This is a genomic window from Streptomyces sp. NPDC029139, assembly GCF_055564335.1.
Genome location: NZ_JBVHWN010000001.1, coordinates 337068 through 356270 on the forward strand (window position 1 = coordinate 337068; position 19203 = coordinate 356270).

Below are 19203 nucleotides of genomic sequence, written 5' to 3' on the forward strand. Positions count from 1 at the left end.
CACCTGGTTCAGGTGCCGGGCCCCTCTCGAACAGGCCGTCCCGTACAGGCCCTCTCGTACAGGCCCTCTCGTGCGCTCGTCTCAGACTCCGGCGACGGCCTCCGCCGCCGCGCGGCCGCAGACCCGGGCGGCGCCGTGCGTGGCGATGTGCAGGGCGCCACGGGGCTCCGCCCTGTTCAGGCCCATCTCCACCACGACCGTGTCCGGACGCGCCAGGAGAAGGGCGTCCAGGGCCTCGGTCATCCAGGGGTGACGGTGGGCGTCCCGGACCACCGCGACGATCCGCCGCTCCCCCGCCGCGGCGAGGACGGCGTCGACCGCGGGCTCGTCGTAGGCACCGGTCTCGGTGCCCGGCAGCAGCCGCTCCAGCTCCGCCGCGACACCCCACGGCGTCTCGTCACCGACCGCGATGTTGGCGACGGGCGTGAAGGCGGCGACGTAGGGAGCGGTGGTCATCGGCGCGTAGGGCCGCTCGCCCGTCGTCAGTGTCAGGGCGCGGCGCGCCGCCACGAGTCCGATCTCGGTGCCGGGCGCGGTCCCCTCCTGCACTGCCGCGCCCGGCCCCGATCCAGCCCCCCTGGCCCGGTGCGTCTGCGTCCAGGCCGCCAGGGCGCGTACACGCGCCGCGGCGTCGGCCAGCCGCTCCTCGGGCAGTTCACCGGTCCGTACCGCGTCGACCAGCGCGTCGCGCAGGCGCAGTACGGTGCCCTCGTCGGCCAGCCCGCCGCCGACGCAGATGGCGTCGGCGCCCGCGGCGATCGCGAGGACGGATCCGCGCTCGATGCCGTACGTCGACGCGATGGCCTGCATCTCCATGCCATCGGTCACGATCAGCCCCTCGAAGCCCAGCTCCTGGCGCAGCAGACCGGTCAGGATCCGCGGGCTCAGGGTCGCCGGACGGTCCGGGTCGAGTGCGGAGAGCAGGATATGCGCGCTCATCACCGCTTTGGAACCCGCGGCGATGGCGGCGCGGAAGGGGACCAGCTCACGCGCGTGCAGTGTGTCCAGGTCCACATCGATCCGGGGCAGCGCGTGGTGGGAGTCCACGTTGGTGTCGCCGTGCCCGGGGAAGTGCTTGGTGCAGGCGGCGACGCCGACGGCCTGGAGGCCCTCGACGTAGGCCACGGTGTGCCGGGCGACCAGTTCGGGGCCCGGGCCGAAGGACCGGACGCCGATGACGGGGTTCTCGGCGTTGGAGTTCACGTCGGCCGAGGGCGCCCAGTTCAGGTCGACCCCGCAGGCGGCGAGCCGGCGGCCGAGCTCCTCGGCGACGGCCCGGGTGAGGTCCACGTCGTCGACCGAGCCGAGCGCGTAGTTGCCGGGGAAGGAGGAGCCGTGCCGGACCTCCAGGCGGGTGACGTCACCGCCCTCCTCGTCGATGGCGACGAGGACGTCGTCCCGCTCGGCCCGCAGCCGCGCGGTGAGCGCGGCGAGCTGCTCGGGCGAGGCGATGTTCCGGCCGAACAGACCGACGGAGGAGAGCCCCTCGCCGATCCTGCGGAGCAGCCAGTCGGGCGCGGTCGTGCCGACGAAGCCGGGCTGGAGCACGGTGAGCGCGTCGCGGGTCAGGGTGTCCGGAGCGCTGACGAGTGTGGTCATGAGGCGGCGTTATCCCTTCACCGCGCCGGCCGTCAGGCCGGCGGCCATCTTGCGCTGGACGAGGAGGAAGAGGATCACGATGGGGACGGCCATCATCGTGGAGCCCGCCATCATCGGGGCGTACTCCGTGCCGTTCTTCGTGATGAAGTTGCCGAGCCAGACGGTGGCCGTCTGGTTCTGCTGGCTCATCAGCATCAGCGCGTAGAGGTACTCGTTCCACGCCTGGATGAAGCCGTAGACGGAGGTGGCGACCATGCCGGGGGCGAGCAGGGGGAAGACGACCCGGACGAACGCGCCGGTGCGGGTGCAGCCGTCGACCTGCGCGGCCTCCTCCAGCTCCTTGGGGATGTTGACGATGAATCCGCGCAGCGTCCACACCGTGAAGGGCAGGATGAAGGTCAGGTACGTGATGATCAGGCCGGTGATCTTGTCGTACTGACCGAGGTCGTTGAGCATCAGGAAGACCGGGATGATCATCGCGACGAGCGGGACCATCTGGACGGCGAGGATGCCGACGATGACGACCTTGCGGCCGCGGAAGGCGAAGCGGGAGATGGCGAGCGCCGCCAGCATGCCGACGACGATGCCGATGAGGACGACCGCCGAGGAGACGATGAGGCTGCGGGTGACCGGTCCCCAGAAGTCCGCGATCTCCAGGGCACGCTTGAAGTTCTCCAGCGTGAAGGTGGAGGGGAAGAAGTGCGGGTTCGGGTCGATGGCGTCCTTCGCCGGCTTGAACGCCGTGTTCACCATCCAGTAGACGGGGAAGCCGACGACGACGAAGACGAGGAGCCCGAGCAGGTTCCAGCCGGCCCTGGACGGGCGGCGGCGGGTGACGGCGGGGGCCGCGGTGTTCGTGGTCACTCCACCTCTCCGATCTTGAGCATCTGACGCATGTACACGGCGACCACGCCCAGCAGCAGGACGACCGTGACGAGCGCGATCGCGGAGCCGGTGCCGTAGTCGTTGACGACGAACGCCTTGTCGAACGAGTACGTGGTGAGGAGCTGGAACTCCGCCTCGGGGTGACCGTTGCGCATCACGTAGACCTGCGGGAAGACGCCCATGTCCCAGATGACCGAGAGCGTCGTCAGCATGACGATGATCGGCTTGAGGATGGGCAGGGTGACGAAGCGGAAGACGCCCCAGGCTCCGGCGCCGTCGAGGCGGGCGGCCTCTTCGAGCTCCTTGGGGACCTGGGTGAGGCCGGCGCTCAGGGTGATGACGACGAAGGGGACGGCGCCCCAGACGACGAGCAGCATGATGACGGCGAGGCCCTGCGGGCCGCTGGCGAACCAGTTGTGGCCGATCATGTCGACCCCGGGCAGCCTGCTCAGCAGCCAGTTGAGCACGCCGTAGTCGGCGTCGAAGAGCCACTTGAAGATGGCGGTGGCGACGATGATGGGCATGCCCCAGCTCGCGACCAGCGCGATGTTGATGAGGGCCTTGACCCAGCCGGAGACCTTCTGCAGCAGCAGCGCGATCATCATGCCGAGGACCATGGTGAGGATCACCGCACCGCCCGCGAACAGCACCGTCCGCAGGACCACGGCCCAGAACTCGCCGTCGGAGAGGATCTTGGTGAAGTTGGCCAAGCCGGCCGACTCCGCCTCCTGGAAACCCCAGAGCTGCGGCTGCCCGAAGTGCTGGAAGGAGAGCGTGACCAGTCGCACGAGCGGATAGCCGAGCACCAGGAGCAGGACGAGCAGGCACGGCGCGAGCAGGAGCCAGGGGATCCCGCCTCCGCCGTTGGTGGGCTTCTTCCCCGACTCGGGGGCAACGGCCCGCGGGCCGGATGGTGGCGATTGCCGCACCGGCGGCACCTTCGCGGTGGTTGTGTCTGCGGCACTCATCCCGTGCTCCTCAGCGATCCCTCTCGTGCTACGGGAAGCAGGGCCCCGTCACACCCTTCGAGGCTCGGTTCTCCTCCGGGGTGCAGGGGGCCCTGCTCCTAGGTCACTTGGTGTTGATGACCTTGTCGATCGCGGCGTCCGCGTCCTTGGCGGCGACCTCGACCGACTTCTTGCCGTTGGCGATCTCGATCAGCATCGTCTTGAGGATCTGGGCCTTCTCGACCTGACCCCAGCCGGGAGCGGTCGGGACGAACCAGCTGGACTCGGCGGCGGTGGCCGCGACCGTGGTGGCCGGGTCGGCCTTCAGCGGGGCGAGGGCCGCCTTGTTGTTGGGCAGGTTGCCCTTGGCGACGAGGCCCTTCTGGCCCTCGGTGCCGGTGTAGGCGGCGATCCAGTCGGCCGCGAGGCCCTGCGCCTTGGACTTGACCGGGATGGCCAGGTCGGAGCCGCCGAGGAAGACCGGGAGGTTCTTGCCGGACGGGCCGGGCATCACGAAGTTCTCGAGCTTGTCCTTCAGCCCGCCGACCTTGTCGGTCTTCGGGTCGGCCGCGGTGGCGCCCTCCCAGCCGGCGGCGAACATCGTCGCGGCGTTGCCCTGGCCGAAGACGACCGGACGGTCGGCCTCGTCCTTGGTCTTGTCGCCGTGCATGTACTTGTCGAGGATGTTCTTGTACTCGGTGAGGCCCTTGACGGACTCCGGGGAGGACAGGTTCGCCTTCCAGGTCTCGCCTTCCTGCTTGGCGATGGAGCCGCCCGCGTCGAAGACGAAGGACATCGCGGCGTACCAGTCGGGCGACGGCTGGTACCAGGCGCTGAACTTGGCGCCCTTCTTCTTCTGGATCGCGTCGAGCGCGGCGGTCAGCTCGGCCCAGGTCTTGGGGGCGGCCTTGACGCCCGCCTCGGCGGCGATGTCCTTGCGCCAGGTGCCCACGCGGCCACCGGCGTAGTAGGGGACGCCGTAGGTCTTGCCGTTGTAGGTGACCGAGTCCTTGAGGGCGTCGAGCCACTGGTCGGAGTTCTCGAACTTCGAGGCGTCGACCTCGGCGAAGGCACCCTTCGCCATGTAGCTGATCATCTCGGAGTTGCCCATCTCGACAACGTCCGGGGCCTTGTCCGTGGCGAGCACCGCGTCGAGCTTGGTGTTCTTGTCCGGCCAGCCGTAGTACTCGTGCTTGATCTTGACGCCCGGGTGCTTCTTGGTCACCGCGTCGTCGGCGGCCTTGACCAGCTCCGGCCAGTTGTTCTGGGCGTCGACCGTCAGCCAGACGGTGAGCTCCTTGGCGTCTCCGCCGGCGTTGTCCCCGCTCTTGTCCGAACCGCACGCGGCGATGCTGACCATGATGCCCGCGACGCCGATCGCCGCGATGAGCTTGCGCTTCACGCCACCCTCCTCAGGGATGCCTGCAACCCCCCCACCGCGCGAAGACATACGTCGAGTAGTGCTCGTGGGGCTGGGACCTGGTCTTTAATGGTTTAGACCAGTACCCGGAGCTTGGCCTAGACCTTTAGGGGTGTCAAGGGTGTATAAGAAGGGCAGTCGCGTCCGTTATCGGACCGACACCTGAGGGAGGGCGACGACCCGTGACCGGTCCGTGCCACCATGTGAGCCGCGACAGACGGAGGAGCCGGTGACGGCAGCAGCACAGGAGTCGGGAAGGCAGGCCATGGCCACGGACGCGGGCAGCACGGAGAAGGACAGCGGGGTCACCACCCGCACCGCGCGCGTGCCCAAGTACTACCGACTGAAGCGGCATTTGCTCGACATGACGGAGACCCTGCCGCCCGGCACACCGGTCCCGCCGGAGCGCACTCTCGCCGCCGAGTTCGACACCTCGCGCACCACGGTGCGCCAGGCCCTGCAGGAGCTGGTCGTGGAGGGCCGGCTGGAGCGGATCCAGGGCAAGGGCACCTTCGTGGCCAAGCCCAAGGTCTCGCAGGCGCTCCAGCTCACCTCGTACACCGAGGACATGCGGGCCCAGGGCCTGGAGCCCACCTCGCAGTTGCTCGACATCGGGTACGTCACCGCCGACGACACGCTCGCCGGGCTGCTCGACATCTCCGCCGGCGGCCGCGTGCTGCGGATCGAGCGGCTGCGCCTCGCCAGCGGTGAGCCGATGGCGATCGAGACCACGCACCTGTCGGCCAAGCGCTTCCCCGCGCTGCGCCGTTCCCTGGTGAAGTACACCTCGCTCTACACGGCGCTCGCCGAGGTGTACGACGTGCACCTCGCCGAGGCCGAGGAGACCATCGAGACCTCCCTCGCCACCCCGCGCGAGGCCGGCCTGCTCGGTACGGACGTGGGCCTGCCGATGCTGATGCTCTCCCGCCACTCGCTGGACGCGCAGGGCGAGCCGGTCGAATGGGTGCGCTCGGTGTACCGCGGCGACCGGTACAAGTTCGTCGCGCGACTCAAGCGGCCCAACGGCTGAGACACGACGACCGAGACCCGACGGCCGCGTCGGACCGACCGAGTCCGACGACCGGGACCCGACGGCCGGTTCGGACCGACCGAGTCCGACGACCGAGACCCGACGGCCGCGTCGGACCGACCGAGTCCGACGACCGAGACCCGAGGACCGAGTCCGACCGGCCGGGACGCGATACCGGGCCCACCGGCCGAGTCCGACCGACCGGTCCGACCGGCCGGGACACACCGGCCGAATTCCCCGGAAAGGCCCCGCGGAGCACCCTCCGCGGGGCCTTTTCCGTTGCCCGCCGGGCAGTTGAGCGGAAAAGCGTTGCCGTACCGATATGCGGACGGGGGGTGACGCTGCGCGAAGCCAGCGCCTAGATTTCCTGCGCATTACACGGTGATCAGCGAGGGGACGGTCGCAGCAATGCCAGTGCCGGAAGCAACACCCGAGACGGGGCGAAAAGGCCCCACACCGAAGTCCATCGCCATATGGTCGCTCGTCGCCCTCGTGGGCGCGGCGGGCTGGGGCGTTCTCGCGCTCTCCCGCGGCGAGGACATCTCCGCCGCCTGGATGCTCGCGGCCGCACTCGGCTCGTACGCGATCGCCTACCGTTTCTACGCGCGGTTCATCGCACGGCGCGTACTGAAGGTCGACAAGACGCGGGCCACCCCCGCCGAACGCCTCGACAACGGTGTCGACTTCCACCCGACCGACCGCAGGGTGCTCTTCGGGCACCACTTCGCTGCGGTCGCCGGCGCCGGCCCGCTGGTCGGCCCGGTGCTCGCCGCGCAGATGGGCTATCTGCCGGGCACCATCTGGATCATCGTCGGCGTCATCTTCGCCGGCGCCGTCCAGGACATGGTGACGCTGTTCTTCTCCACCCGGCGCAACGGCCGCTCGCTGGGCCAGATGGCCCGTGACGAGATCGGCCCGTTCGGTGGCGCTGCCGCGCTGATCGCGGTCTTCGCCATCATGATCATTCTGCTCGCGGTGCTGGCTCTGGTCATCGTCAACGCCCTCGCCCACTCCCCGTGGGGCGTCTTCTCCATCGGCATGACGATCCCGATCGCCCTGCTGATGGGCGTGTACCTGCGCGTCCTGCGCCCGGGCCGGGTCACCGAGGTCTCGGTCATCGGCGTGGCGCTGCTGCTGCTCGCCATCGTCGCCGGCGGCTGGGTCGCCGAGTCGTCCTGGGCGGACACCTTCACGCTCGAACCGGGCACCCTGGTCATCTGGATGATCGTGTACGGGTTCCTGGCCTCCGTGCTGCCGGTCTGGATGCTGCTCGCCCCGCGCGACTACCTGTCGACCTTCATGAAGGTCGGCACCATCGTGTTCCTCGCGCTCGGCGTGGTCATCGCCCTGCCGACCATGAAGATGGACGCCGTCACGGACTTCGCGACGCGCGGTGACGGTCCCGTCTTCGCCGGCTCGATGTTCCCGTTCGTCTTCATCACCATCGCCTGCGGCGCGCTCTCCGGCTTCCACTCCCTGGTCTCCTCGGGCACCACCCCGAAGATGATCCAGAAGGAGACGCAGGTCCGGATGATCGGCTACGGGGCCATGCTCACCGAGTCGTTCGTCGCCATCATGGCGATGATCACCGCCTGCATCATCGACCCGGGTCTGTACTTCGCCATCAACTCCCCCGCCGGAGTCGTCGGCACCACGGTCCAGTCCGCCTCGGAGGCCGTCGCCAACCTGGGCTTCACGATCACCCCCGAGGCGCTGGCCCAGGCGGCCAAGGACGTCGAGGAGGCCAGCCTGCTCTCACGTACCGGCGGCGCGCCGACCTTCGCCCTCGGTATGTCGGAGATCTTCTCCGCCGTCATCGGCGGTACCGCGATGAAGGCCTTCTGGTATCACTTCGCGATCATGTTCGAGGCGCTGTTCATCCTCACGACCGTGGACGCGGGCACCCGCGTCGGCCGGTTCATGCTCCAGGACATGCTGGGCAACGTCTACAAGCCGTTCCGCCAGGTCAGCTGGAAGCCGGGCGTCTGGTTCGCCAGCGCGGTCGTCGTCGGCGGCTGGGGTTACTTCCTCTGGGTCGGCGTGCACGACCCGCTGGGCGGCATCAACCAGCTGTTCCCGCTGTTCGGCATCGCCAACCAGCTGCTGGCCGCCGTGGCACTGGCCGTCTGCACCACCCTGCTCATCAAGTCCGGCCGCCTCAAGTGGGCCTGGGTCACCGGCATCCCGCTCGCCTGGGACGTCGCCGTCACCCTCACCGCGAGCTGGCAGAAGATCTTCTCCGAGGACCCGCGGGTCGGCTTCTTCGCCCAGCGGGACAAATACCAGGCGGGCATCGACGCCGACAAGGTGCTCCCGCCCGCCAAGTCGCTCGACGACATGCACACCGTCGTCACCAACTCCACCGTGGACGGCGTGCTGTCCGCCCTGTTCGCGATCCTCATCATCGTGGTCATCGCCGACGCGGGCCGGGTCTGCCTCAAGGCGATCAGGAACCCGGAGGGCGTCCGGCTCTCCGAGACCCCGCACACCGAGTCGAAGCTCGTCGCACCCGCCGGCATGTTCCCCACGAAGGAGGAGAAGGCGGAGCTGGTGGCCGCCGGACTCGGCGCCGGGGGCGGCCTGCGCAAGGAGCCCGCACCGGGCGAGCCGCAGGGCGACGTGCCGGCCGGGACCGGCTCGGCATGAGCACGGTGAACGCGGTCCGTCATCTGCGACGCGCGGTGCACGGGATCCGCTGGTACGTGCGTGAGCTGTCCGGCGAGGCCGTGTACGACCGGTACGTCGCCCACGCCAGGAGCTGCGACCCGGACGCCGAGGTGATGACCCGGCGGGAGTTCGAGCGCAGCCGCACCGACGCGCGGGAGGCCGATCCGCGCGAGGGGTTCCGCTGCTGCTGAGCCCCCGGCCGCCCGGAACGGGCCGCCGCCTTCCCTCTGCGGGGGAAGGCGGCGGCCCGTCGCTTTCGTCCCCGGTGACCGGCCCGCCTCTCCCCACCCGACCGAAATCCGGTGTGCGGGAGGGGTGACCGGCGGCACACTGCCGCCATGGACTTCACCATCAGGGCGGTACGGCCCGAGGAGTACGAGACGCTCGGTGATCTCACCGCCCGCGCCTATCTCGACGACGGCCACCTCGACTTCGGCGAGGACGACGACTATCTGCACCTGCTGCGGGACGTGGCCGGGCGGGCCGCCGAGGCGGAGGTGCTGGTGGCGGTGGACCGCGCCGGCACGGTGCTCGGCGGGGTGACGTTCGCCCGGGCGGGCGAGAAGTGGGCCGACATCGCCCGGGACGGCGAGGCGGAGTTCCGGATGCTCGCCGTGGCGAAGGACGCCCGGGGCCGGGGCGTCGGAGAGGCGCTCGTACGGGCCTGTGTGGAGCGGGCTCGGGGGATCGAGGGCTGTCGGCGGGTGGTGCTCTCCACCCAGGCCGGCATGGCAACCGCGCACCGGATCTACGAGCGGATGGGCTTCGTCCGCACCCCCGAGCGGGACTGGCGGCCGATCCCGGACATGGACCCCCTGCGGGCCTACGGCCTGGAGCTCTGACGCGCCAACGACACAACATGTGGGGGGTGCTTCGGGGAGCGCCCCCCACATGTATGCTCATGCTCGCTGTCCTCGCAGGGGAATCCGGTGGAAATCCGGAACTGTCCCGCAACGGTGTGGTTTCGGTGTGCTTGTACGCCGGCCGAGTCCGAAGACCTGTGGGCAGCGCGCCCGGTCCGACCGTTCCGGGTGCCACAGACGTCCGGGCCTCGCGGAGTGGGCCGTGGCGCCGCGCACCCCTGCGTACGGGTGCCCGCGCCCGCCTCCCCGCCGGCCCCGAGCCGAGCGAGGGAGAGCCCCACGTGACCATCGCGCCCGCCGATCCGGCCGCAGCGATCGAGAGCGACGGCAACGAGAGCGACGGACCCGGGACCGTGCTTCTGCGGACCCTGACCGACCTCACCGCCGACCTCTCCGACACCGACCCCGGCAAGGTCGCCGCCGCCGCGCTGCGCGGCCGCAACGCCGGTTCGGACGAGGCCGAACTGCGGGAGCTGGCCACCGAGGCGGCCGCCGGTCTGATCGCCGAGGACCCGGCGTACTCCCGGCTCGCCGCCCGGCTCCTGACCGTCACCATCGCCGACGAGGCGGCCGGCCAGGGCGCGGTCTCCTTCTCCGCCTCGGTCGCCGTGGGACACCGCGAGGGCCTGATCGCCGACCGCACGGCCGCGTTCGTCGCCCTGCACGCCGAGCGGCTGGACACCCTGATCGACCGCACGGCCGACGACCGCTTCGGCTACTTCGGCCTGCGCACCCTCTACTCCCGCTACCTGCTGCGCCACCCGATCACCCGCCAGGTGATCGAGACGCCGCAGCACTTCATGCTCCGCGTCGCCTGCGGTCTCGCCGAGGACGACAGCGTCCGCGCGCTGGACGAGGTCGCGGCGCTGTACGGGCTGATGAGCCGGCTCGACTACCTGCCCTCCTCCCCCACGCTCTTCAACTCCGGCACCCGCCACCCGCAGATGTCCTCGTGCTACCTGCTGGACTCCCCGCTCGACGAGCTCGACTCGATCTACGACCGCTACCACCAGGTCGCGCGCCTGTCCAAGCACGCCGGCGGCATCGGGCTCTCGTACTCCCGCATCCGCGCCCGCGGTTCGCTGATCCGGGGCACCAACGGCCACTCCAACGGCATCGTGCCGTTCCTGAAGACCCTCGACGCCTCCGTCGCCGCCGTGAACCAGGGCGGCCGGCGCAAGGGCGCGGCCGCGGTCTACCTGGAGACCTGGCACGCGGACATCGAGGAGTTCCTGGAGCTGCGTGACAACACCGGTGAGGACGCCCGGCGTACGCACAACCTGAACCTCGCGCACTGGATCCCGGACGAGTTCATGCGCCGCGTGAACTCCGACGGCGCGTGGTCGCTGTTCTCCCCGGCCGACGTGCCCGAGCTGGTCGACCTGTACGGCGAGGAGTTCGACGCCGCCTACCGCGCCGCCGAGGCGAAGGGCCTGGCCCGCAAGACGATGCCGGCCCGGGACCTGTACGGCCGGATGATGCGGACCCTGGCGCAGACCGGGAACGGCTGGATGACGTTCAAGGACGCCTCCAACCGCACGGCCAACCAGACCGCCGAGCCGGGCCACACGGTCCACTCCTCCAACCTCTGCACGGAGATCCTGGAGGTCACGGACGACGGCGAGACGGCGGTCTGCAACCTGGGCTCGGTCAACCTCGGCGCCTTCGTCGTCGGTTCGGACATCGACTGGGAGCGGCTGGACGCGACCGTCCGTACGGCCGTGACGTTCCTCGACCGGGTCGTGGACATCAACTTCTACCCGACCGAGCAGGCCGGCCGCTCCAACGCCAAGTGGCGCCCGGTGGGCCTGGGCGCGATGGGCCTCCAGGACGTCTTCTTCCAGCTGAAGCTGCCCTTCGACTCCCCCGAGGCGCGCGCCCTGTCGACGCGTATCGCCGAGCGGATCATGCTCGCGGCGTACGAGGCGTCCACGGACCTCGCCGAGCGCAGCGGCCCGCTTCCGGCCTGGGAGAAGACCCGGACCGCGCGCGGTGTCCTGCACCCGGATCACTACGACGTCGAGCTCAACTGGCCCGAGCGCTGGGCCGCGCTGCGCGAGCGGATCGCCGCGGTCGGCATGCGCAACTCCCTCCTCCTCGCCATCGCGCCGACGGCGACCATCGCCTCGATCGCGGGCGTGTACGAGTGCATCGAGCCGCAGGTCTCCAACCTGTTCAAGCGCGAGACGCTGTCGGGCGAGTTCCTCCAGGTCAACTCGTACCTGGTGGACGAGCTGAAGCGGCTCGGCGTGTGGGACGCGCAGACCCGTGAGGCGCTGCGCGAGTCCAGCGGCTCCGTGCAGGGATTCACCTGGATCCCGGCCGAGGTCCGCGAGCTGTACCGGACGGCGTGGGAGATCCCGCAGCGTGGTCTGATCGACATGGCGGCGGCCAGGACCCCCTTCCTGGACCAGTCGCAGTCCCTGAACCTGTTCCTGGAGACGCCGACGATCGGCAAGCTGTCGTCGATGTACGCGTACGCCTGGAAGCAGGGCCTGAAGACGACGTACTACCTGCGCTCCCGTCCGGCGACGCGGATCGCCCGCGCGGCCCAGGCGTCGACGACCGCCGCCGCCCCCATCCCCGTCCAGCAGGCCGCCGACCCCGACGCGGTCGCCTGCTCCCTCGAAAACCCCGAGTCCTGCGAGGCCTGCCAGTAATGAGCTCCGACGACACCAAGAACCTCCTGGACCCGGGCTTCGAGCTCACACTCCGCCCGATGCGCTACCCGGACTTCTACGAGCGCTACCGGGACGCGATCAAGAACACCTGGACGGTGGAGGAGGTCGACCTCCACTCCGACGTCGCCGACCTCGCCAAGCTGACGCCGGGCGAGCAGCACATGATCGGCCGGTTGGTCGCGTTCTTCGCGACGGGCGACTCGATCGTGGCGAACAACCTGGTGCTGACCCTGTACAAGCACATCAACTCCCCCGAGGCGCGCCTGTACCTGTCGCGCCAGCTGTTCGAGGAGGCCGTGCACGTCCAGTTCTATCTGACGCTGCTCGACACCTACCTGCCCGACCCGGAGGACCGCGCGGCCGCGTTCGACGCCGTCGAGAACATCCCGTCGATCCGCGAGAAGGCGCAGTTCTGCTTCCGCTGGATGGACTCGGTGGAGAAGATCGACCGGCTGGAGACGCAGGCCGACCGCCGCCGCTTCCTGCTGAACCTGATCTGCTTCGCCGCGTGCATCGAGGGCCTGTTCTTCTACGGCGCCTTCGCCTACGTGTACTGGTTCCGGTCCCGCGGTCTGCTGCACGGTCTGGCCACCGGCACCAACTGGGTCTTCCGCGACGAGACGATGCACATGAACTTCGCCTTCGAGGTCGTGGACACCGTCCGCAAGGAGGAGCCCGAGCTCTTCGACGACGCGCTGCGCCAGCAGGTCACCGACATGCTGAAGGAGGCCGTCGAGGCGGAGCTGCAGTTCGGCCGCGACCTGTGCGGCGACGGCCTGCCCGGCATGAACACGGAGTCGATGCGCGAGTACCTCCAGTGCGTCGCCGACCAGCGCCTCCAGCGCCTGGGCTTCGCGCCGGTCTACGGCTCCGAGAACCCGTTCGCGTTCATGGAGCTCCAGGGCGTCCAGGAGCTGACGAACTTCTTCGAGCGCCGGCCGTCCGCCTACCAGGTGGCGGTCGAGGGCTCGGTGGACCTGGACGAGGACTTCTGAGTGGTCCGTACGAGAGCGGCGGCGGCCGGCGCCGCCCTGCTCACCGTCGCCGCGGGTCTGGGCATCCGGTCCACGGCGACGGGCGTCGTCGCCACGTATGCGGGTGACGCGCTCTACACCGTCCTGATCCTGACCCTCGTGGTGCTGCTCGCCCCGAGGGTCCGGCCGGGCACGGCGGCGGGGATCGCCTTCGCCTTCAGCTGCGCCGTGGAACTCTTCCAGCTCACCGGCGTCCCGGCGGAGCTTGCCCCGCACAGCACGCTGGTCCGGCTCGTGCTCGGTACGTCGTTCCACGCGCCGGACCTGCTCTGCTACGCGTTCGGCGCGGCGGCCGGCTGGGCCGTCCACCGCGCCGTGCCGTCGCGACGCGGCCAGGATCAGTCGTTGGGGACGGTCTCGTAGCGCGGCGTGCCCTCGGCCATCTGCCGGAGCGCGTCCTTGCGCTCGCGCTTGGAGAGCTTGTCGATGTACAGGAATCCGTACAGGTGGTCCGTCTCGTGCTGGAGGCAGCGCGCGAAGTAGCCGGTGCCGCGGACCTTGATGCGGTTGCCCTGGGCGTCCTGGCCGTGGACCTCGGCGTAGTCCGGGCGGGCCAGCGAGGCGTACGCGGTCGGGACCGAGAGGCAGCCCTCGTTGGAGTCGTCCAGGACGCGGCGCTCGGCCGGCAGGTCCTGGAGCACCGGGTTGACGACGACGCCGGTGTGCCGCACGCCCTCGTCGTCCGGGCAGTCGTAGACGAAGACCTTGAGGTCCACACCGATCTGGTTCGCGGCCAGGCCCACGCCCTCGGCCGCCTTCTGGCTGGCGAACATGTCGTCGATCAGCGCCGCGAGCTTGTCGTCGAACTCGGTGACGTCCTTGCACTCCCGGTGGAGCACCGGGTTGCCGACGACGGTGATCGGGCGCGCCGTGCCGCGCTCGCGGTACGCGAGCTCACGCGCCTCGCAGTCCTCCGTGTCGACGACGAACCCGTCCCCTGGCTTCGCCGGGGAGGCCCCACTGTTCATCTGCTCGTCCGTCTCCTGCTGCGCCATGTCCGCCGCACGCCTTCCTAGAACCCCGGTAATCGATCCCGTACAGCCTACGGGCAGCCGTCAGCAGACTTCTTCGAGATCCCGCCACTCACGGCTGTCGGGGCTGTCCGCGACCCACCCGTCGAGGAGCCCGCGGACCAGGCCCACGGGCGCCGCGATGCCGCACTCCCGCTCGGGGACCCACAGTTCGCCGGGCGAGCGGTGGCCGAGCGGGCCGGGGTGGCCCGGCTCGCTGTGGTCGTGCGGGTCGAGGTGCTCGCCCTCGCCCTCGGCGCTGGGCATGGTCGACTCGGAGCAGGCGCGGCACAGCAGCCGGACCGACGAGGACCAGTCCTCGGCGGCGAAGCCGGCGTCGGCGGCGAGCTGCTCCAGGGCGTCACGGTCCGCCTCGGTGGCGGCCTCCAGGAGGACCACCCAGGTGGGGACGGGCGAGGGGGCCCACAGCTCGATCTCGTCGAAGACGGGGTACGAGGGGCCGGCGGTGGTGGTCCGCTCGCCGTTGGGGACGCCGTCGTGGAGGACGACCTCGCCCCAGCGCCGGCCGGAGGACGGCAGCGGGATGGAGAGCACCTCGATGCGGGCGGGGTCCAGCCTGCGGCCCCACACGACCTCGGCCTCGCCCTCCGGCGAGAGCCGGACGGCGGCGCTGCCGAGCTCCATGCCGACGGGCTCACCGGTGCCCGCCGAGGCCCCGGGCACCTTCAGCCCGTACGCCTGCCAGGCCCGGCGGGCCAGCGGCCAGTCCTGGAGCGCGGTGGCGGCGATGCCGACGTTCCACCAGTCGGGAGCGCCGGTCTCCTTGTCGAGGAGTGCGACGGCGCGCAGCCCGGCGGCCCGCGCCTGCTCCCAGTCGTGCCGGAACTTGTGCAGCAGCGCCAGGTTGAACCAGGACTCCGAGAGCCAGGGCTCCAGATCCGCCGCGCGCGTGAGCAGCGCGCCCGCGTCCTCGTACCGGCCGTCGCCGATCAGCGTGAACGCGCGGTCGGTGGCCTGCCGCCACGAGGCGGAGGGCCGATGCCGTACCTTCCCGAAGATCCTCACGATTCCCGCCTGCCGGTCGCTTCACCCTCTTGTTCGCATCCAACCATGCCCGGTTGGACGCGCGCTCATTACCCATGGGTTACCCAGCGGGGGCCGACGCGACGCCGCCTCTCGCCAGGACTCTGGCCAGCGACTCGACGACCTCCGGATGGTAGTCGCGGGCGGTCCCCAGGCGCAGGTGTTCGAGGGCGCCCAGGCCGCCCGCCGCGCTGTCTCCCGCCAGGTCGTCGTAGGCGTTGACCGTACGGACGATCCGGGCGGGCAGGGGTTGGTCACGGTACGGATCGGCCTGGCGTTCCACGACGACGGCCACGGCGGCGGGGACGCCGGTCTGGCGGACGACCGCGGCGCCGAGGAGTGCGATCCGGCGCTGTTCCTCGGGCGGGAGGAGGGCCGTGGCGCCCTCGGGGACGGGGTCGACGAGGGAGAGCTGCCCGATGTCGTGCATGAGCGCGGCATACTCCAGGACGGTCAGCTCGGTCCCGGAGAGCCCCAGCTCGCGCCCGACCGCCCCGCTGAGCGCGGCGACGCGGTGGGCGTGGCCGGGCGGCGTACAGCCGGCGATCTCGGTGGCGCGGGCGAGGGAGGCGATGGTCTGCCGGTTGGTGGTGCGCACGGCCGCGTACCGCCGGAACGAGACCTGGGTGAGCAGCAGCGGTACGCAGAAGACGGGCAGCGCCCACAGCCCGGCGACGGCCACGCCGAGGGCCATCACGGCGCCGGTGGCGCAGACCGCGGAGCCGATGCCGAGCAGGGCGCGCAGCTCGTCGCGCAGGAGGGGGCCGTACGGGTAGCCGGTGCGGGCGCGCAGCACGAGGGCGGCGAGGACCGCGTCGCACAGGGCGGTGAGGACGAGCAGGAGGAGCAGGTAGAGGGCGTGGAGCGGCCCCTCGCCCAGGTGGTGCGTGAGGTCGCCCGAGTTGTAGAGCGGCTGGAAGCAGAGGGCGGCGAAGCCGACGGTGAGGATGCGCCGCGCCAGGTGGTCCAGGTCTGGGCCCTTGCCGCGGGCGATGTGCGGGACGATCCCGACGAGCCCGCCCGCGACGGCGACGGCGATGATCTGGAGGACGCCGTGGGTGGTGCTGCTGCCCGCGTTCTCGCCGAGCAGGGCGTACGCGACGGCTCCCGCCGCGGCGATCGGCGCGGGCTCCCGTTCGCCGGGCAGGGCGCCCCAGCGGGCGAGCTCGCCGAAGGCGATGAGGACGCCGAACGCGAGGGCGATGGCGGGCTCCTCGACCCCGTTCCAGAGCGTGGCGGCGAAGCCGGCGCCGGTGAGGGCGAGCGCTGCTCCGTAGACGACGCCGACGGTGACGGCCCCGGGCCTCACGCGATGCCCCGGGGGCGGGCGAGGGGCGACTCGGGGGCGGTGCCCGGCCGGGCGGACGGCTCGGGAGCGGCATCGGGCCGGGCGGACGGCTCGGGGGCGGTGCCCGGCCGGGCGGACGGCTCGGGAGCGGCATCGGGCCGGGCGGACGGCTCGGGGGCGGTGCCTGGACGGGCGGGCGGCCTCGGTGTCGGGAGCGCCGTGCCCGGGAGCGGCGGCTCGTCGGCCGTGACCTCCGTCTGCCAGCCGTGGCGGTCGAGCGCCCGGACCAGCGCCCCCACCATCTGCGGGTCGAAGTGCGTGCCCGCGCACCGCTCCAGCTCCGCCACGGCCGTCGCGACGGGCCGCGCCCTGCTGTACGAGCGGGTCGAGGTCATCGCGTCGAAGGCGTCGGCGACCGCGACCACCCGGGCGAACTCCGGAATCTGTGCGCCCCTGAGCCCGTACGGGTACCCGCTGCCGTCCATCTTCTCGTGGTGGTGCAGGATCGCCGCCCGTGCCTCGCCCAGGAACCCGATGCCGCGCACCATCTCGTGCCCGTACTCGGGGTGCAGCTCGATGATCCGGCGCTCCTCCGGTGTCAGCGGCCCGTCCTTCCGCAGGACCCGGGTGGGGACGCCGAGCTTGCCCACGTCGTGCAGGATCCCGGCGAAGCGGAGGATCTCCAGGCGCTCCTCCGCCATGCCCAGCTCACGGGCGATCAGCACCGAGGCGCGCCCGACGCGCTCGCTGTGCCCCCGGGTGTACCGGTCCTTGATGTCGACGGCCTGGACCAGGGCGCGGATCGTCGCCTGGTGGGCGGCGCGTTCCCGGTGGTACTGGGCGAAGACCCAGCAGGAGATGTACATCGGCAGCAGGACGAAGAGCGCGGCGACGGGACCGTACGCGCTGCGCCACAGCACGGCCATCATCAGCCCGGCGAGACCGTGCACCGCGTGCGGGGCGAGGGAGCGGACGAACAGCCCGCGCCAGGCGGTACGCGGGGCGAGGCCCTCGGCCGTGGCGCGGATCCCGCCGGTCAGGGCGGTCAGGACGAGGCAGAAGGTGAGCACGGAGGCTCCGGCCGGCAGCAGGACGTACGGGAAGTCGGGGACGGCCGCCCCCTGCCCGAGGACGCCCTCGCAGCTCAGGGCGGTGGCGACCAGCGCGGCGGCCCAGACGGCGAGCATCAGCTGTCCGGCCCGCCACACCCGGCGTACGGCCGCCGGCCGCTGGTCGACACGGGCGAGCAGCGCGCCCGGCAGCACGGTGAGCGCGGCGGCGGAGGGCGGCAGGAGCAGCGCGGAGGAGAGCAGGACGGGAAAGAAGGAGCCCGCGCCCAGGGGCACCGAGCCGCCCAGGGCCCGGCCGAGCAGCGGACAGCGGCCGGGCAGCTCGCACAGGGCGTAGAGGGCGGTGAGCAGGGCGACGGTTCCCCAGGGGGTCCCCGCGCCGGGGCGCAGCGCGGGCAGAGCGCATCCGGCGGCGCAGAGAAGGGCGCAGCCGATGTACACGCGTGCCGCTCGGGGAATCACCATCGCGCCCATCACCCCAGTCACGCTAGCGATTCGGGCGGCGCGTCCGGGCGGTCGGCGAGCGATTCGCACCATCGGGTGATACAAGCTGATGTATGTGTGAGGGCCGCCGCGACGAACTCGCGGCGGCCCTTTCACACGGGATCGGCGGTCACTCCTGGGCGGTCGCCGTCACATCCGTCACGTCCTGCTCAGGCATCACGTGGCCCGAGCGGATGAGGTCGATCCGGCCCATCACCTTGGCCCGCAGGTCGGAGGGCACGTCGTCGCTGCCGCAGCAGCGCTTGACGAGCTTCTTCACCGCCTGCTCCAGGCCGTACTTCTCCAGGCACGGGGAGCACTCCTCGAAGTGCACCTCGAACTTGGTGCAGTCACTGTCGGGCATCTCATGGTCGAGGAACTCGTAGAGATGATCCAGGACCTCTGAGCAGTCCGTCTCGTGCGGCTCTCCGCAGCTCATGAGCCCGAGCCTTTCAGATCGTTCGACGACTCTCCGGCGCCCGCGGGAACGAGCCCGCGGTCGCGGGCGTAGTCCTCGAGCATGCCGCGCAACTGGCGGCGGCCCCGGTGCAGTCGGGACATCACCGTACCGATGGGTGTCCCCATGATGTCCGCGATCTCCTTGTACGCAAAGCCTTCCACGTCCGCGAGATAGACGGCGATGCGGAATTCCTCGGGGATCGCCTGAAGCGCTTCCTTCACATCCGAGTCCGGCAGGTGGTCGAGGGCCTGCGACTCGGCGGACCGCAGACCGGTCGACATGTGCGACTCGGCGCGGGCGAGCTGCCAGTCCTCGATCTCCTCGGCAGCGCTGCGCTGAGGCTCGCGCTGCTTCTTGCGGTACGAGTTGATGAAGGTGTTGGTGAGGATGCGGTACAGCCACGCCTTCAGGTTCGTACCCTCGCGGAACTGGTGGAACGAGCCGTACGCCTTGGCGTACGTCTCCTGCACCAGGTCCTCGGCGTCCGCGGGGTTCCGCGTCATGCGCAGCGCGGCGGAGTACATCTGGTCGAGGTATCCGAGGGCGTCCCGCTCGAAGCGCGCGTTGCGCTCCTCGGTCGTCTCCTCGGGGCCGTCGTCGGTCCCTGTGTCGGTCCCAGTGACCGGACCCACCTCCTCCAGCGCTGCGGCGAACCCGAATGCGGACCCGCTCGATTCGGAGGATAGACGAGGAACCCCTCCACCCGCCGCCCGAATAGGGGC

The 19203-nt window shown here is 70.8% G+C and carries 17 protein-coding genes and 1 riboswitch; of the genes, 7 read left to right on the top strand and 10 right to left on the bottom strand.

Features of this window, described 5'->3' with window-relative positions; all coding sequences use genetic code 11:
• Positions 1–81 precede the first annotated feature (81 nt).
• From ACZ4VW_RS01460 to ACZ4VW_RS01475, 4 genes are all read right to left on the bottom strand, one after another.
• Positions 82–1599 (bottom strand): glycoside hydrolase family 3 protein, encoded by a 1518-nt coding sequence (locus ACZ4VW_RS01460; RefSeq protein ID WP_467957206.1) that lies wholly within the window; start codon positions 1597–1599, stop codon positions 82–84.
• A gap of 9 nt (positions 1600–1608) precedes the next feature.
• Positions 1609–2463, bottom strand: coding sequence for a carbohydrate ABC transporter permease (locus ACZ4VW_RS01465; RefSeq protein ID WP_467957208.1), 855 nt, complete (start codon positions 2461–2463; stop codon positions 1609–1611).
• A complete protein-coding gene (locus ACZ4VW_RS01470) occupies positions 2460–3452 on the bottom strand; it encodes a carbohydrate ABC transporter permease (RefSeq protein ID WP_467957210.1) in 993 nt (330 codons plus the stop codon). Before ACZ4VW_RS01470 ends, ACZ4VW_RS01465 begins: the two co-directional genes overlap by 4 nt.
• Before the next feature lie 103 nt (positions 3453–3555).
• The gene (locus ACZ4VW_RS01475) at positions 3556–4833 is read right to left on the bottom strand and encodes an extracellular solute-binding protein (RefSeq protein WP_467957212.1); all 1278 of its coding nucleotides are present in this window, start codon (positions 4831–4833) and stop codon (positions 3556–3558) included.
• Positions 4834–5116: 283 nt separating this feature from the next.
• Here ACZ4VW_RS01475 and ACZ4VW_RS01480 point away from each other — a divergent pair, with 283 nt between their 5' ends.
• The 7 genes from ACZ4VW_RS01480 to ACZ4VW_RS01510 all read left to right on the top strand — a co-directional run bounded on the left by ACZ4VW_RS01480 (position 5117) and on the right by ACZ4VW_RS01510 (position 13489).
• Positions 5117–5881: a GntR family transcriptional regulator gene (locus ACZ4VW_RS01480; RefSeq protein WP_467958129.1), complete on the top strand. Its 765-nt coding sequence runs from the start codon at positions 5117–5119 to the stop codon at positions 5879–5881.
• A 408-nt stretch (positions 5882–6289) separates the two neighbouring features.
• Positions 6290–8527, top strand: coding sequence for a carbon starvation CstA family protein (locus tag ACZ4VW_RS01485; protein WP_467957214.1), 2238 nt, complete (start codon positions 6290–6292; stop codon positions 8525–8527).
• Positions 8524–8739, top strand: a complete 216-nt coding sequence (locus ACZ4VW_RS01490) for a YbdD/YjiX family protein (protein WP_467957216.1) — start codon at positions 8524–8526, stop codon at positions 8737–8739. The genes ACZ4VW_RS01485 and ACZ4VW_RS01490 overlap by 4 nt, the downstream gene beginning before the upstream one ends.
• Positions 8740–8886: 147 nt before the next feature.
• Positions 8887–9390 carry a GNAT family N-acetyltransferase gene (locus ACZ4VW_RS01495; RefSeq protein WP_467957217.1) on the top strand — a complete coding sequence of 168 codons (504 nt, stop codon included), beginning with the start codon at positions 8887–8889 and terminating at the stop codon, positions 9388–9390.
• Positions 9391–9420: 30 nt separating this feature from the next.
• A riboswitch (cobalamin riboswitch) is annotated at positions 9421–9568 on the top strand.
• A 124-nt stretch (positions 9569–9692) separates the two neighbouring features.
• Positions 9693–12071 carry a ribonucleoside-diphosphate reductase subunit alpha gene (locus ACZ4VW_RS01500; protein WP_467957218.1) on the top strand — a complete coding sequence of 793 codons (2379 nt, stop codon included), beginning with the start codon at positions 9693–9695 and terminating at the stop codon, positions 12069–12071.
• Positions 12071–13087, top strand: coding sequence for a ribonucleotide-diphosphate reductase subunit beta (locus tag ACZ4VW_RS01505; RefSeq protein ID WP_467957221.1), 1017 nt, complete (start codon positions 12071–12073; stop codon positions 13085–13087). Before ACZ4VW_RS01500 ends, ACZ4VW_RS01505 begins: the two co-directional genes overlap by 1 nt.
• Positions 13088–13489: a ribosomal maturation YjgA family protein gene (locus ACZ4VW_RS01510; protein WP_467957223.1), complete on the top strand. Its 402-nt coding sequence runs from the start codon at positions 13088–13090 to the stop codon at positions 13487–13489.
• On the opposite strand, the gene def is transcribed toward ACZ4VW_RS01510, so the two are convergent.
• The 6 genes from def to ACZ4VW_RS01540 all read right to left on the bottom strand — a co-directional run bounded on the left by def (position 13465) and on the right by ACZ4VW_RS01540 (position 19113).
• Positions 13465–14121 carry a peptide deformylase gene (gene def / locus ACZ4VW_RS01515; RefSeq protein WP_467957225.1) on the bottom strand — a complete coding sequence of 219 codons (657 nt, stop codon included), beginning with the start codon at positions 14119–14121 and terminating at the stop codon, positions 13465–13467. The two genes, ACZ4VW_RS01510 and def, sit on opposite strands and share 25 nt — an antisense overlap.
• Before the next feature lie 60 nt (positions 14122–14181).
• Entirely contained in the window at positions 14182–15162 is a 981-nt protein-coding gene (locus ACZ4VW_RS01520; protein WP_467957227.1) for a tetratricopeptide repeat protein, read from the bottom strand.
• A 79-nt stretch (positions 15163–15241) separates the two neighbouring features.
• The gene (locus ACZ4VW_RS01525; RefSeq protein ID WP_467957229.1) at positions 15242–16489 is read right to left on the bottom strand and encodes an HD-GYP domain-containing protein; all 1248 of its coding nucleotides are present in this window, start codon (positions 16487–16489) and stop codon (positions 15242–15244) included.
• Positions 16486–18003 carry an HD-GYP domain-containing protein gene (locus ACZ4VW_RS01530; protein ID WP_467957231.1) on the bottom strand — a complete coding sequence of 506 codons (1518 nt, stop codon included), beginning with the start codon at positions 18001–18003 and terminating at the stop codon, positions 16486–16488. The genes ACZ4VW_RS01525 and ACZ4VW_RS01530 overlap by 4 nt, the downstream gene beginning before the upstream one ends.
• A gap of 148 nt (positions 18004–18151) precedes the next feature.
• The gene (rsrA, locus tag ACZ4VW_RS01535; RefSeq protein WP_467957233.1) at positions 18152–18460 is read right to left on the bottom strand and encodes a mycothiol system anti-sigma-R factor; all 309 of its coding nucleotides are present in this window, start codon (positions 18458–18460) and stop codon (positions 18152–18154) included.
• Entirely contained in the window at positions 18457–19113 is a 657-nt protein-coding gene (locus tag ACZ4VW_RS01540) for a sigma-70 family RNA polymerase sigma factor (protein WP_030207302.1), read from the bottom strand. Before ACZ4VW_RS01540 ends, rsrA begins: the two co-directional genes overlap by 4 nt.
• Positions 19114–19203: the final 90 nt, after the last annotated feature.